This window comes from Mucilaginibacter straminoryzae, assembly GCF_022953055.1.
GTDB lineage: Bacteria > Bacteroidota > Bacteroidia > Sphingobacteriales > Sphingobacteriaceae > Mucilaginibacter > Mucilaginibacter straminoryzae.
This window is the reverse complement of sequence record NZ_JALJEJ010000008.1, coordinates 18,905-32,950: the sequence shown is the minus strand read 5'-3', so window position 1 is coordinate 32,950 and position 14,046 is coordinate 18,905. Positions and strand designations below refer to the sequence as shown.

At 44.4% G+C, this 14,046-nt stretch carries 11 protein-coding genes; 4 read left to right on the top strand and 7 right to left on the bottom strand.

Features of this window, described 5'->3' with window-relative positions:
- Nucleotides 1-301: 301 nt before the first annotated feature.
- Nucleotides 302-1,057: a TIGR03915 family putative DNA repair protein gene (locus MUY27_RS15470; protein ID WP_245131423.1), complete on the bottom strand. Its 756-nt coding sequence runs from the start codon at nucleotides 1,055-1,057 to the stop codon at nucleotides 302-304.
- Between the two features lie 3 nt (nucleotides 1,058-1,060).
- Entirely contained in the window at nucleotides 1,061-2,317 is a 1,257-nt protein-coding gene (locus MUY27_RS15465; protein ID WP_245131420.1) for a putative DNA modification/repair radical SAM protein, read from the bottom strand.
- A 119-nt stretch (nucleotides 2,318-2,436) separates the two neighbouring features.
- Here MUY27_RS15465 and MUY27_RS15460 point away from each other — a divergent pair, with 119 nt between their 5' ends.
- A complete protein-coding gene (locus MUY27_RS15460) occupies nucleotides 2,437-3,222 on the top strand; it encodes a PhzF family phenazine biosynthesis protein (protein ID WP_245131418.1) in 786 nt (261 codons plus the stop codon).
- Between the two features lie 124 nt (nucleotides 3,223-3,346).
- Nucleotides 3,347-6,886, top strand: a complete 3,540-nt coding sequence (smc, locus tag MUY27_RS15455; protein ID WP_245131416.1) for a chromosome segregation protein SMC — start codon at nucleotides 3,347-3,349, stop codon at nucleotides 6,884-6,886.
- Between the two features lie 62 nt (nucleotides 6,887-6,948).
- Here the strand turns inward: smc and MUY27_RS15450 are convergent, their stop codons facing one another.
- The 4 genes from MUY27_RS15450 to MUY27_RS15435 all read right to left on the bottom strand — a co-directional run bounded on the left by MUY27_RS15450 (nucleotide 6,949) and on the right by MUY27_RS15435 (nucleotide 10,142).
- Nucleotides 6,949-8,469, bottom strand: a complete 1,521-nt coding sequence (locus MUY27_RS15450) for a S41 family peptidase (protein ID WP_245131414.1) — start codon at nucleotides 8,467-8,469, stop codon at nucleotides 6,949-6,951.
- Nucleotides 8,470-8,562: 93 nt separating this feature from the next.
- Nucleotides 8,563-9,180 carry an HAD family hydrolase gene (locus tag MUY27_RS15445; RefSeq protein ID WP_245131412.1) on the bottom strand — a complete coding sequence of 206 codons (618 nt, stop codon included), beginning with the start codon at nucleotides 9,178-9,180 and terminating at the stop codon, nucleotides 8,563-8,565.
- Entirely contained in the window at nucleotides 9,170-9,478 is a 309-nt protein-coding gene (locus MUY27_RS15440; RefSeq protein WP_245131410.1) for an ATP-grasp domain-containing protein, read from the bottom strand. Before MUY27_RS15440 ends, MUY27_RS15445 begins: the two co-directional genes overlap by 11 nt.
- 1 nt (nucleotide 9,479) lies before the next feature.
- Nucleotides 9,480-10,142 (bottom strand): ABC transporter ATP-binding protein, encoded by a 663-nt coding sequence (locus MUY27_RS15435; protein WP_245131407.1) that lies wholly within the window; start codon nucleotides 10,140-10,142, stop codon nucleotides 9,480-9,482.
- Nucleotides 10,143-10,265: 123 nt separating this feature from the next.
- Between MUY27_RS15435 and sucC the strand changes: the two genes are divergently transcribed.
- Nucleotides 10,266-11,456: an ADP-forming succinate--CoA ligase subunit beta gene (sucC, locus tag MUY27_RS15430; RefSeq protein WP_245131405.1), complete on the top strand. Its 1,191-nt coding sequence runs from the start codon at nucleotides 10,266-10,268 to the stop codon at nucleotides 11,454-11,456.
- A 229-nt stretch (nucleotides 11,457-11,685) separates the two neighbouring features.
- Here sucC and MUY27_RS15425 read toward each other — a convergent pair whose 3' ends face one another.
- Entirely contained in the window at nucleotides 11,686-13,326 is a 1,641-nt protein-coding gene (locus MUY27_RS15425) for an FMN-binding glutamate synthase family protein (RefSeq protein WP_245131402.1), read from the bottom strand.
- Between the two features lie 155 nt (nucleotides 13,327-13,481).
- On the opposite strand from MUY27_RS15425, the gene MUY27_RS15420 reads away from it, so the two are divergent.
- A complete protein-coding gene (locus MUY27_RS15420) occupies nucleotides 13,482-14,015 on the top strand; it encodes a YceI family protein (RefSeq protein WP_245131399.1) in 534 nt (177 codons plus the stop codon).
- The last annotated feature ends 31 nt before the right edge of the window (nucleotides 14,016-14,046 follow it).

The following is a 14,046-nucleotide window of genomic DNA, read 5'->3' as shown; positions in this document are numbered from 1 at the left end:
GTGTTGTGCTTTGTTCGGCTTCCGCTGCATCCTTTAGCGTGCAGTGATGTTTCCCTGGTAACTTAGAGAACTTCCCTTGATCTTTAGCTCCTCCGAAGATTCGCCCGATTCAATTTCCGTATTCTCAAGGCTGTCAAAGTATGTCGTTGTTGATATAACTAAGGTAGGTAACATTTGTTTTCGTGTCAATAGCAAATGTTTCTTTTTTGTTAACAAGTTCTTCACCGCACATAAGGGGTTATCAACAGAAAATCAGTTACTTATTCACAAAAAAAGGTGCTTTTTAAGGCTTTCAAAAAAATTAAATTTTTTCTGTCAGATGTTTCCAGTAGCGTTTCGGCACGTGGCGTAAATGAAGCTTGCTGTTTTTTCTTGCCGGGATATTCACGCTGTTGAAATAATTCTTCCATAAGGTCTGGTATAATCCCTCCTGCTCGTCATAGGCAGAAATTACATTACCGGGGTTAACGGTTGCAAAATCAAGCGAGATAAACTGGGTATCATGCAGGTCATAATAAATACCGTAATTGCGGCGGATGTCAAATATGATCCACTTTTGGTCTGCATACCGGTTCTTGAAATGCCTGATTAGCATCGGCAACACATTAAAGTCAGGTTCTATGGCAGCATAAAATGTTTTATCCTTTAATTCCTGAAAGCGGATAAAGGCTTCCATCCGGTGCTTTTCTCGGCGCATCATGCGGACAAGTTCGGAGACCCGCATTACATACCGGTTGCCGTAATCTTCTTCCACGTTATACGCACTATCAAAAACATAGCGAATGAACCCCAATAAATTATCGTCCTCCCCTTCTATTTCTCCCATATGGGCGGCATACAAACGCTGCAAACCAATCGGCGAAAGTTTTTGCTGCAAACCTTTAAGTACCCGTGCAGCCCGCTGCGTATCAGTAAGCACCTTTATCACATTCTCAAACAAAGCCGTATGATGGTACTCCCCTTTCTGTAGTTTCACGTGTTGAAGCTTGTGCTCATATACTTCAAATACGGCTGTCAATAAACCTTCAAAAGAACCATCATAGATCAGCGTTGTCATAAGCTAAAACAGGTTGAGTTGTATGGATGAATTTTTAAGGTATTTGCTTTGCGATTCCGCCAAAATGTATTGCTTAATCGCAGTTCCGGTCAGGTCGCGGCTTTCAAAAGAGGGGCTATTACAGGTAATAAAATAACGCGCTCGATTTAACGCCACTCCCATTTTTTTCAATTGTTCCCAATTGAGTTTACCAAACTGTCTGGCGCTTACGATCCGGTTTGCAGACTGCAGTCCGATCCCCGGCACCCGCAGGATTAACTGCAGATCTGCTTTATTCACATCGACAGGGAAAACATGAAGGTTACGCAACGCCCAGCTTAACTTTGGGTCGATGTCCAGATCTAACAAAGGATGTGAGGGATTGACAATTTCGTCTACCTTAAAGTGGTAAAAACGCATCAGCCAGTCGGCCTGGTAAAGCCGGTTCTCTCTTACCATCGGAACAGCGGTATTCAAAGCAGGTAGCCGGTTATCGCTCAAAACAGGTACATAGCCGGAATAGTAGACCCTTTTTAAGTTGAATTTTTTATAGAACTGGTCGGAATTGTGCAGTACCTCCTGGTCCGTTTCCTTAGTCGCGCCGATGATTACCTGCGTGCTTTGACCTGCCGGGGCAAACATTGGCGCTTTTTTTAACGCCTTCTTTTCTTCTGCATACTGCACAATTTCGTTCTTCAGAAACCCCATCGGCTTAATCATATCGGCCCGGTTTTTATCCGGCGCCAATAATTTCAGCCCTTGCTCGGTAGGCATCTCCAGGTTGACAGACAGCCTGTCTGCGTACAAACCTGCTTCGTGCATCAGCTCGTCACTGGCACCGGGAATAGTCTTTAAATGAATGTAACCATTGAAGTTGTGTTCGGTACGCAATTTTTTGGCAACAAGTACCAGCCGTTCCATGGTATAATCGGCATCTTTAAAAATGCCGGAGCTGAGAAAAAGGCCTTCAATGTAATTGCGCCGGTAAAAATTGATGGTCAGGTCTACCACTTCCTGAACGGTAAAAGCGGCGCGTTGGATGTCGTTGCTCTTACGCGACACACAGTAAGCACAATCGTAAATGCAAAAGTTAGTCAGCAGGATTTTTAGTAATGATACACACCTGCCGTCTTCTGTATAGGTATGGCAGATGCCATTACTCGCATTCCCCAGCCCTTTATTTTTGTTCTGCCGCTTGCTTCCGCTCGACGCACATGAAACATCATACTTGGCGGCATCTGCTAAAATATTTAACTTCTCCGTAATCCTGTCCGCGTTCATTAAATCAAAAATACTAATATTTTTAGTATTTCGTCAAGTCTATTCTACTTAAATCGTAGTCTGAAAAGTTGTTGACCAAAATCAAAAACTTATCTTAGCTTTTATATATCTATTAAATTATGACTATCGACATTTACCAGGCTGATGCCTTTACCAATAAGCTTTTCGGCGGCAACCCTGCCGCTGTATGCCCTTTGAATGAATGGTTGCCCGACGAGACCATGCAAAAGATTGCTGCGGAGAATAACCTTGCCGAAACTGCATTTTTTGTTCCTACTTCTGAAGGTTATCACCTGCGCTGGTTTACGCCAGAACTGGAGATCGATCTGTGCGGCCACGCCACTTTGGCTACGGCGCATATCATTTTTACGCAACTGGGCTACGCAGAAAACGAGATCTTGTTCAGTACGCAAAATGCGGGTGTATTAAAGGTGTCTAATCAAGGCGATAAGTATACGCTTGATTTTCCTTCCCGCCCGCCCTATCCTGCTGAATTACCGGCTGCCTTGATCGAAGCGTTGGGAGGTAAAGCGCCACAACACATTTTGCGTTCGCGCGATTTCTTCCTGGTGTATGAAGATGAACAGGATATCCTGGATATTCAACCAGACTTTGCCGCCTTGGCTAAAGTAGATGCGATCGGCATAATTGTTACCGCTCCGGGAAATACGGTTGATTTTGTTTCGCGCTTTTTTGCCCCTGCCGCAGGCGTCGCGGAAGATCCGGTTACCGGCTCGGCACATTGTAATCTTATCCCTTACTGGGCAGAAAAATTAGGGAAGAATCAATTGCACGCCTACCAACTCTCTGCCCGTAAAGGCGAGTTATGGTGTGAGCTAAAAGGCGACCGAGTATTGATGAGTGGCGAGGCGGTGACTTATCTTAAAGGCGAGATTTATATTTAATAGCGGTTTGTTAATCGTAGATTGACGTATTTAAAAGCGCTTCAAACCAATAAAATATCCTTTTAAAATTCATTTTTTTATAATTACTTTGAACCCTCATTATTGATTGAACTTACCGGATTAGATGCAGCTTACGCGTTTAGAGATTAAAGGATTTAAAAGCTTCGGGGATAAGATTACCATTAACTTTAACGAGGGCGTTACAGCTATCGTTGGTCCCAACGGCTGCGGAAAATCTAACGTGGTAGATTCTATCCGGTGGGTATTGGGTGAGCAAAGTACGCGGATGCTCCGTTCTGAAAAGATGGAGAACGTGATCTTTAACGGAACCAAAAGCCGTAAGCCTGCCAACCTTGCAGAGGTTTCCCTTACTTTCGATAACACCAAAAACGTACTGCCTACCGAGTTTTCGCAGGTAACCCTTACGCGCAAGTTATATCGCACCGGCGAAAGCGAATACCGGCTGAACGATGTGCAGTGCCGTTTAAAGGACATTACCGACCTGTTCCTGGATACGGGCATCGGGGCGGATTCTTACTCGATCATCGAATTAAAAATGATCGACGAGATTATTACCAACAAAGAAGGATCGCGCCGGAACTTGTTTGAAGAAGCTTCAGGTATTTCTAAATATAAGCTTCGTAAAAAACAAACTTTCAATAAATTAAAAGATACAGAGGCTGATCTTTCTCGTGTAGAAGACCTGTTGTTCGAGATAGAGAAAAACCTGAAGACGCTCGAAAACCAGGCAAAAAAAGCTGAACGTTATTACCGGCTAAAGGATCAGTACAAGTCGCTCAGTATTATGCTGGCTTCGTTCCGCATTATATCTTTCAGCGAATCTCTTTCCAAAATTGAAGAGCAGGAACAGCAGCAACGGGTGGAGAAATCGGGCGTGGTTACGCAAATTGATACCCTTGAGGCAGACGTACAGAAACAAAAGCTGGAAAGCCTGACGCTGGAGAAAAACCTATCGGTTCAACAGAAAGCCACCAACGAGTTCATTGCCAAGATCCGTGCTTACGAAAGCGAGAAACGTGTTAAGAACGAGCAGCTAAAATACCAGAAGGACAAGGAAGCTACCTTGACTGCCGAGCTGGAACGCGACCGCAATCAGCTAAACCACGTACTCTACAATATTAAACGCCTGAACGAAGAGAAAGCCCAGGAAGAAGAAAACCTGGAAAACATTCGCGAACGGGTGGCCGATCTGAAACAGGCTGTTGATGAGTTGCGTGTTGAACAAACGTCTGCACGGGAAGAACTGAACGAGCTGACCAGTATCAACAATCGCCTGCAAAACCAGATCTACAGTACCGAGAAAGAGATTGATATTATGCGGATCCAGCAGCAGGCGCTGGAGCAGGAAAGCCAGCGTAATATCGATGATGCCGCCAGTAAAGAGGTCGAGCTTTCGCATTTCAACCAGTTGGTGGCCGAATTGGAATATCGTAGCGAAACGCTGCAAAAAGAACACGATCTGGCTATTGCGCATGAGACGCAATTGCAGCAGCAGATCAAGGATACTGATGCCGAGATCAATAGCGCTAAAGACCATATCCGCCAGGAAAGCCGAAAGCTTGATGCCAAGCAGAATGAATATACGCTTACGAAAAGTATGGTGGATAACCTGGAAGGTTTCCCGGAGTCCATCAGGTTTTTGAAAAAGAATGCGGGTTGGGCTAAAAATGCACCTCTTTTCAGCGACGTTCTTTTTTGTAAAGAAGATTACCGGGTAGCTATAGAAAACTACCTTGAGCCTTTGATGAACTACTATGTTGTCGAAACGTACGACGAAGCAATCAATGCCATTAACTTGCTTAGTAATTCATCTAAAGGTAGAGCTCAGTTCTTTATATTAAATAATTATCAGGAAGTTAAGAACGAAGCGCTTCCAGCCAATAGCTCATTTGTGCCTGCTTTGAGCGTAGTAGAAATTGATGCAAAATATAGGGCCTTATGCAGTAACTTGCTAAAGAACGTTTACCTGATTGATGACGCTGCTGAAAACGATCTGAACAATACCGAGTTACCGGACGGACTGGTGCTGTTGGGTAAGAGTGGTAAATTCAACAAGAGTAAATACACGCTGGCCGGTGGTTCTGTCGGGTTATTCGAGGGTAAACGGATCGGGCGCGCCAAAAATCTCGAAAACCTGGCGAAAGAGATCCGGATGATTGAAAGCGATGTTGCCAGGGCCAACCAGAAAGTAGAGCAACTACAGAGTAAATTAGCCGCGCTGAGGGATTCAACCAAGGCGGAAGAGATCCGGCAGAAGCAGCAGGACTTAAACCGGCTGAACACTGAACTGATTACGGTGAAGACCCGCCAGGAGCAATACCAGTCTTTTATTGAAAACAGCCGCAACCGCAAAGAAGATATCGCCAATAAGATTGCAAACATCCAGCAAGAGATGCAAACGCTGCAACCTAAGCTGGAAGAGCTGAAGACGCAGAAGCAAATCCAGGGCGAATTATTGCAGGACAAGCAAATTGCATTTACCGAGCTGAATGAGTATGTATCGGTTCAATCGAATGCTTATAACCAGGAGAACATTCGTTTTCATCAGCAGCAAAATAAAGTGTCAGGGCTGTTAAAAGACCTTGAATATCGCGGAACCCAGCATGATAGCCTGGAAAGCCGGATCAATATCAATTCGGCCGAGATGGAGAAACTAAAGGTAGCCATCCAGGAAACGATGCTGCAAACAGACCACTCGGACGAAGATCTTTTGCAGATGTACGTGCAGCGTGAGGAAATGGAAAAGGCCACCCAGCAGGCCGAGCAGGTTTACTACGGTTCACGCGGGAAGATCACAGAAATGGAGAATGAAATCTCTGCGCTTCGCCGCAAAAAAGAACAGGCCGAATTTGTAGAGAACGAACTGAAAGACAAGCGCAATAACCTGAAACTGGATCTGAACGCGCTGAAAGAGCGATTATCAGTAGAGTTTAGCATTGATATTGAAGACCTGCTGGATACCCCGCCCCCTGCCGAAGAAACGGAAGAGGAATTACGGGAGAAGACCGAGAAACTAAAAAAACAGCTGGACGATTTTGGTGCGATCAATCCAATGGCGATTGAAGCATACCGTGAGATGGACGAACGTTACCAATTTATCAACACGCAAAAGAAGGACCTTTTAGAGGCAAAAGCGTCGTTGCTGCAAACCATACAAGAGATTGACGATACGGCGAAAGAGAAATTTATGTCGGCTTTTATTATGGTACGCGAAAACTTTATTAAAGTATTCCGCTCGCTGTTTAATGAAGAAGATTCGTGCGACCTGATCCTGACCGACCCACAAAATCCGCTTGAATCGGATATTGATATTATTGCTAAGCCAAAAGGAAAGCGCCCACTGTCTATCAATCAATTATCCGGAGGCGAAAAAACGCTTACAGCAACTGCAATCCTTTTCTCGCTTTACCTATTGAAGCCTGCTCCTTTCTGTATTTTTGATGAGGTGGACGCCCCGCTGGATGATACCAATATTGATAAGTTCAATAACATCATTCGTAAATTCTCTTCAGATTCTCAATTTATCATCGTATCGCATAATAAGCGTACCATCGCCAGTACAGATGTGATCTATGGCGTTACTATGGTTGAGCAGGGCATTTCGCGCGTGGTACCTGTAGACTTGCGCCAATTGGCCGATTAAAAGCGGATAAACAACAAAGGCCTGCCAAAAAGCAAGCCCTCATCATTCAGAAATCAAATCTCTTATTTCACCTTCTGATAGATCAACCCCTTGAAACGGTCTGATTTACTTTCCAGGCTTACAGACATGGCGCTTTGTTGTTCAACCGACATGCTTGTTGTGCCGCCAAGGCTTTGCACACTGGTGGTAGCCGTTTTGTAGACCCCGTTTTCAAGGAAGTATTTTACGTTTGCCAACAGGTTTTCAGAGGTGTCACCAAACTCATGTACCGCATCATCACCGGCATCTTTACCTGGGTAATCTGTTGTGCCTGGCGCCATGCCGCTATAATACCCGCCCTGGGCATTTGCGTTTTTGGTTTCAAATTCCGGAATGTACATTTCGTACTTGTCTATCTTGATGTCAAAGAAACCAACCGGTTTTCCGTAGGTGGTACGGCCGACCAACTGTACATTCAGGTATGGCCTCAAGCTGTTAATAGTCAGCTCGCTTGCAGAAGCGGTAGAGCCCGTAACGATAAAGAATACCCGGCTTAAGTTTAGGCCATGAGCCGTGCCAAAGGTTGTTGTATTTGCATTAAGCGAATAATCTATGTTATCGTACAGATTATAAGTTTGCCCACTGCTGCTTTTACGCACCTGGTTACGCAGTAATACTGCTTTTTTAGAAGTTAAAATATCATTATAATAAGCCTTGTACATCACTTTTCCGGATGTTGATGCAGGCGCTATCAGGTTGCAAAGGTACTCGGCGGTTTCTACATAACCACCACCGTTGTACCGTAAGTCAACGGCCAGTTCATCTATACCATTGCTTTGAAAATTGGCAAAGGCGGCATCAAGCGGAGCTTTCGCCTTATCTAAGGTAATGAAGCTGTTAAATACGATATAACCTAACTTTTTGCCATTGCTTAAGGTGATGATCTTAGAAGTAATTACCGGGTTAATGGTATAAGTAGCCGTTGTCAGATTTACATTGGCGGTTGTGCCGTCCAAATGTTGTATCGTCATACTAATGGTGCTGCTATTAGTATATGCATCTATAATAAATTTGGAATTTGGGCCGCCATTGTCATAAGGGAAACTTGTTCTTCCATTGATAACGGTAATACGGTCGCCTCTTTTCAGGCCAGCAAGTCCCGCAGGCGAGCCTGCGTATACGTACTTCACCCTTAGATCATTAGTTCCAGCGTAGATCGGCGCAAAGCCAAAATCCCCGGTTACGGCATTTAATCTTTGCGAAGCTGCGCCATCATCTATAAATGAATATTTTGCCTGGGTACCGTCGTAGTATTCATAGGCCTTACCGGTGGAAGGATTGATTGCGTATTGTGAAAGCTTATTTACTTCGTTTTGCAAAGCTTCCAGGTCTGTACTTCCGGTAAAGCTATGAGGGTTAAAGGTGTTATAGTCTGGCAGTGAACTATACCAGTAGTAATCTTCTTTTGCGTAGTAGAAAACAGAATCCTTTAATTTATCAACGCCGGAAGCTGTTGTTGCAGGCGTTGTCGCTTTATCTTTTTTGCAAGCTTGAAACGTGGAAGCAAAGCCGATCAGCAATAGGGGTAAAAAATACTTCTTCATAAATGCTATTTGTACTGATACGTTTAAAGCCCGGAAATAGTTTAAACAGAGAAAAATTTTCCCGTAACGGAACGTTTCAGACAGCTGGTTTAATCAATTAAAGTTCAGAAAATTATCAACACTAATATAATCAATTCCGGCAGCTTCAGCGGTAGCTTCATCTATATTTCCGTTTCCGATCATCAGCAGTTCTCGCCGCTCCAGTTGATGTTCTTTAATTAAGGTATGAATAGCATCAGGCTCTGGCTTGGGCGCATACTCGTTGGCAAAATAACATGTCAGGTATTTTTCAAGCCCGTTCCAATCTGTTTGCCTGATCTTATTTAGTTGCAATGGAGGGTGCCCATTGGTGACAATGAATATTTTCTTGCGGTCTACCACAATATCCTGAAGTAATTGCAGCATTTTTTGGTACAGTAATAGTTTAAGTGGCAGTTTGGCATTTACCATTAAGTGCGCAAAGTTCTGGCGGTATTTTTCATCCAGCTTAAATTCTACCTGTACAGCATCTAACACCGCGTCTGCTCCTTTCTCTTCAAAAACCTTTGTCATCAGCCCGAGCATTTCTTTAGCCGGAGTCATTTCTGTGTATTCCAAGAAATTAGAAAACAGGTAGTAAACCTGCAGCAGGTAGTCCTTTTCCGGATAGAGCACGTTGTCCAGCTCAAAAATAAAGGCTGTTTTACGGTAATCCAGATCGCTATAAACCATCGTATCCCCTTTCTATTTGTATGCCGTATTCATCAAAAAGCTGTACAGCTTCGCTTAACAGCTGAAACTCCTGAACATTTAGCGCTAATACGCGGGTTACCCCGTTATCTAAGCAAATGGCCAGCATTTCATGAAGATAAGCGGCGCTTTTGGGGGCAGGTAGTTTTAACATCTTACCGCTTTGTACCATGAATATCGGCAGTTCTTCAAAATCTCCTAACAGCACTTCGCTATCAGTAAACTGTTGCTTCAACTGATGTGCTTTGGCTGATAATGCTCCGGTTATTAAAATGCTCACGTTAAATAGTAGTTTGTACAATCATGCCATCCTTCATGGTCACCTTGCGGTCTGAAAGGTCGGCCAGGTCTTCGTTGTGGGTAACAATTACAAAAGTTTGCCCCAGATCATTCCGCAATTGCAGAAAGAGTTCATGCAGCTCGCGTGCATTGGCAGAATCCAGGTTGCCGGATGGCTCGTCTGCAAAAATCAACGCCGGGTCGTTTACTAAGGCACGTGCAACGGCTACCCGTTGTTGCTCACCGCCAGATAGCTGCGCCGGTTTGTGATCAATGCGCTGGGCCAGACCAAGCTTGCTCAATAGCTCCTTCGCTTTTTTCTCTGCTGCCTGCTTGCCCACCCCCGCAATAAAAGCAGGTATGCACACATTTTCAAGAGCGGTAAACTCTGTCAACAGGTGGTGGAACTGAAAAATAAATCCGATTTTCTGATTGCGGAAATTGCTGAGCTGGTTGTTGCTCAGGCTGCTTACTTCGGTGCCTGCAATAAAAACTTTACCTTCATCCGGCTTATCCAACGTACCCAGGATATTAAGCAGTGTACTCTTACCTGCACCTGAGGCGCCGACGATGGTAATGATCTCGCCTTTGCTTACTTCAAGGTCTACACCTTTAAGAATATGCAGATCGCCGAATTTCTTTTTTATGTTCTGAGCCTTTAGCATCTGGGCAAAAATAGGATAAACCGTTTTAAGTTGAATTGTATTGATAAATAACCGCAGAAAATAAATTAAGATTTTTTAAGTAGGGATGAAATTGTAGATTAGCGGCAAATTCTAACAGTAGACATGAACATTCACGAATATCAGGGCAAAGCTATTTTAAAGAGCTTTGGTGTCAGGGTTCAGGAAGGCATCCTTGCCGAGACCGTTGACCAGGCTGTTGAAGCGGCTAAAAAAATGAAAGAAGACTTTGGTTCAGACTGGGTTGTGGTTAAAGCACAAATCCATGCTGGCGGTCGCGGTAAAGGCGGTGGTGTGAAGCTGGCAAAAAACCTGGACGAAGTTAAAGAAAGAGCCAATGCTATTTTAGGCATGCAGCTGGTTACTCCGCAAACCGGACCTGAAGGTAAAAAAGTTCATAAGGTTTTAATTGCCCAGGATGTTTACTATCCAGGCGAAAGCGAAACCAAAGAATTTTACATGAGCGTTTTGCTTGACCGTGCTAAAGGACGCAACATTATCATGTATTCTACCGAAGGTGGTATGGATATCGAAGAAGTTGCACACAGCACCCCTCACCTGATCCATAAAGAAGAAATTGACCCTAAAGTTGGTCTGCAAGCTTTCCAAGCGCGTAAAATTGCCTTCAACCTGGGCGTTTCTGGCGATGCTTTTAAAGATATGGTGAAATTTATCACTGCGCTTTACAAAGCTTACGATGCAACCGATTCTTCTCAGTTTGAAATTAACCCTGTTCTGAAAACTTCAGACAATAAAATTTTAGCTGTTGACGCAAAGGTAAACCTGGATGACAACGCCTTGTACCGTCACCCGGATTATGCCGCATTACGCGATACCAACGAAGAAGACCCAATGGAGGTTGAGGCAAGCAAATCTAACCTGAACTATGTAAAGCTTGACGGTAACGTAGGCTGTATGGTAAATGGTGCCGGTTTAGCGATGGCTACTATGGATATTATTAAAATTGCCGGTGGCGAGCCTGCTAACTTCCTTGACGTGGGCGGTACTGCAAACGCACAAACTGTTAAGGCTGCTTTCAATATCATTTTGAAAGATCCTAACGTAAAAGCTATCCTGATCAACATCTTTGGCGGTATTGTACGTTGCGACCGTGTTGCACAAGGTGTAATTGATGCTTACCAGGAAATTGGTAACATCCCTGTTCCGATCATCGTTCGTTTGCAAGGTACCAATGCAGAAGAAGCAAAACAGCTGATCGATAACTCAGGACTGAAAGTTTACTCGGCTATACTGCTGAAAGAAGCAGCTGAGCGTGTTAAAGAAGTTTTAGCGTAAGCTTTAAAGACTAAAATATCAAAGAGGGAGCCGCAAAGCTCCCTTTTTTATTTTACATCATTTCGTCCCGAAACCAGGCGATAAAAAGTGACTGGCTGGCGAAAACCAGTTCGCCACGTCTGCCGCATTTGCCGGATTTGCCACGACTGCCATATTCGCCACATTTGCCAACCCGCCAGCGGTTTTCTAACTTTTAAGTTAGTTTTACTGCCATTGGGTTGTCAGCAAATCAGCCGACAAATGCACTCGGGCCAGCGGTTTCGATACTGCTGACCCGGCTAAAATCGGGCACAAAGGTATTTTCACTACTGATGGTCATGTCAAATTCAAACTGCCGTGGGTACGGTGTGTTCAGCAGGCTGCCTTTAGGGATGTAAGGAAACAGCTCTGCGTAAGTTTGGATCTGGTTGGGGCTCACCCTGCGGTAAATGTAAGAGCGGTTAAGATCGCAGGGATGGTGCAACCCTCCTGCCCCGATCATTTGCATCGCGCTGCCCACCGTTTCTTTCTGAAAGTTGGCTACCCTTACTTTTTTATCTTCCACCACCAGCCCTTTCATTAAAGATTTATCTTGTGTAGCTACTCCTGTCGGGCAGGTGTTTTTATTGCACTCCAATGCTTGTATACAACCGAGTGCGAACATCATACCGCGGGCGCTATTACACATATCGGCCCCCAGGGCAAAATTCTTCACCAGGTCGAACCCGGTGGCAACCTTTCCTGAGGCAATAATCCGGATGTGTTTTTTAAGATCGAAACCAACCAGTGCATCATACACAAAAGCAAGTGCTTCGCGCAGCGGCATCCCTACCGAGTTGGAAAACTCTAATGGCGCTGCACCGGTACCGCCCTCGCCCCCGTCAACCGTAATAAAGTCCGGGTAAATGCCGGTTTTGACCATCGCCTTACATATCGCCAAAAACTCGCTTTTATGTCCTACGCAAAGCTTAAAGCCGACAGGTTTACCTTCAGACAGGTCGCGTAGTTTTTGAATAAAATACACCATTTCTACCGGGGTTCTGAATGCAGTATGATACGGCGGCGATAATACATCCTTACCCATTTCTACTAACCGTATCCGTGCAATCTCTGGCGTTACTTTCGCTGCCGGTAATATGCCCCCATGGCCTGGTTTAGCACCCTGCGAGAGTTTAATTTCTATCATTTTCACCTGCGGCAGTACCGCGCGTTCTGCAAAAGCCTGGTAATTGAAAGTGCCGTCGGTATTTCTGCAGCTAAAATAACCGGTGCCGATTTGCCAGATCACATCGCCTACCGGCTGTAAGTGATAATCACTTAAACCACCCTCGCCGGTGTTATGGGCAAAATTACCAATACGCGCACCGCCGTTGAGTGCGAGCACGGCATTCTCGCTCAACGAACCAAAGCTCATGGCCGAGATATTAAATACACTGGCAGAATAGGGCTGCCTGCATTGCGGGCCGCCAACTTTTACACGTGGGGCCATATCCAGTTCATGATGGTCTACCGCCGCAATACTGTGGTTCAGCCATTCGTAACCGATCTGGTAAACATCCAGCTCTGTACCGAACGGACTGGTATCGTCAACCTTTTTCGCCCGCTGATAGATCACACTGCGGCTTTGACGGTTAAAAGGTGTACCGTCGGTATCGCTTTCTACAAAATATTGGTAGATTTTAGGACGAAGTTCTTCTGCCAGAAAACGTAAATGCCCGAACACCGGAAAATTGCGTACGATGCTATGCTTTTGCTGAAACAGGTCATACACCCCTATCAACAGTATAGGCCCCAAAATAACGAAAGACCATAAGGCTGGTGGCCAAATGATGCTCCAGGCGGTTATTAACGCAACAATGATCAGTGCAGAGGCAATAAAAAGTTTTCTCATAGAAAAAGTGTGATGTGCAAATCTAACCGAACAATTATCAGAATCAATAGTTAAATTTAGGCCATTGTCTTCTTATTGTAAATAAGTATGGCAAAATTAGATGTTTAAACATATATATTTACCTTTGTTAAAGAAATCAAACAATCATCATTACCATGGCAACAACAAAATGGGTTATGGACCCAATGCACTCAGAGGTTCAGTTTAAAGTAAAACACCTTGTAATCTCTACCGTAACAGGTACATTCAAAACATTTCAGGGCGAAGTAATTACAGAAAGTGAAGATTTTCAGGATTCTGAGATCGACTTTTCTATAGATGTAAAAAGCATTGACACCAACCAGGAACAACGCGACCAGCACCTGATCGGCGCCGACTTTTTCGATGCAGACCAATATCCGCAAATCACTTTCAAATCAACTTCACTTAAGAAAGTAGACGATTCTGATTATAAATTAACCGGCGACCTTACTGTTAAAGGTGTAACCAAACCCGTAACACTTGACGTTGAGTTTGGTGGTACCGCCGCCGATTTTTATGGTAACACTAAAGCAGGTTTCGAAATCACCGGTAAAATCAACCGTAAAGAATTCGGTTTAACCTGGGAAGGTATTACCGAAGCTGGCTCTATCGTGGTTGGCGAAGAAGTAAAACTGATCATCAACGCGCAGTTTGCAAAACAAGCTTAACCGGCTGACGAGTTATAGATGAAAGGCTGCC

Excerpts from the sequence above, each read along its gene's own strand:
- MUY27_RS15470 (WP_245131423.1), bottom strand. The coding sequence starts at position 1,057 with ATGACAACGCTGATCTATGATGGTTCTTTTGAAGGTTTATTGACAGCC.
- MUY27_RS15465 (WP_245131420.1), bottom strand. The coding sequence starts at position 2,317 with ATGAACGCGGACAGGATTACGGAGAAGTTAAATATTTTAGCAGATGCC.
- MUY27_RS15460 (WP_245131418.1), top strand. The coding sequence starts at position 2,437 with ATGACTATCGACATTTACCAGGCTGATGCCTTTACCAATAAGCTTTTC.
- smc (WP_245131416.1), top strand. The coding sequence starts at position 3,347 with ATGCAGCTTACGCGTTTAGAGATTAAAGGATTTAAAAGCTTCGGGGAT.
- MUY27_RS15450 (WP_245131414.1), bottom strand. The coding sequence starts at position 8,469 with ATGAAGAAGTATTTTTTACCCCTATTGCTGATCGGCTTTGCTTCCACG.
- MUY27_RS15445 (WP_245131412.1), bottom strand. The coding sequence starts at position 9,180 with ATGGTTTATAGCGATCTGGATTACCGTAAAACAGCCTTTATTTTTGAG.
- MUY27_RS15435 (WP_245131407.1), bottom strand. The coding sequence starts at position 10,142 with ATGCTAAAGGCTCAGAACATAAAAAAGAAATTCGGCGATCTGCATATT.
- sucC (WP_245131405.1), top strand. The coding sequence starts at position 10,266 with ATGAACATTCACGAATATCAGGGCAAAGCTATTTTAAAGAGCTTTGGT.
- MUY27_RS15425 (WP_245131402.1), bottom strand. The coding sequence starts at position 13,326 with ATGAGAAAACTTTTTATTGCCTCTGCACTGATCATTGTTGCGTTAATA.
- MUY27_RS15420 (WP_245131399.1), top strand. The coding sequence starts at position 13,482 with ATGGCAACAACAAAATGGGTTATGGACCCAATGCACTCAGAGGTTCAG.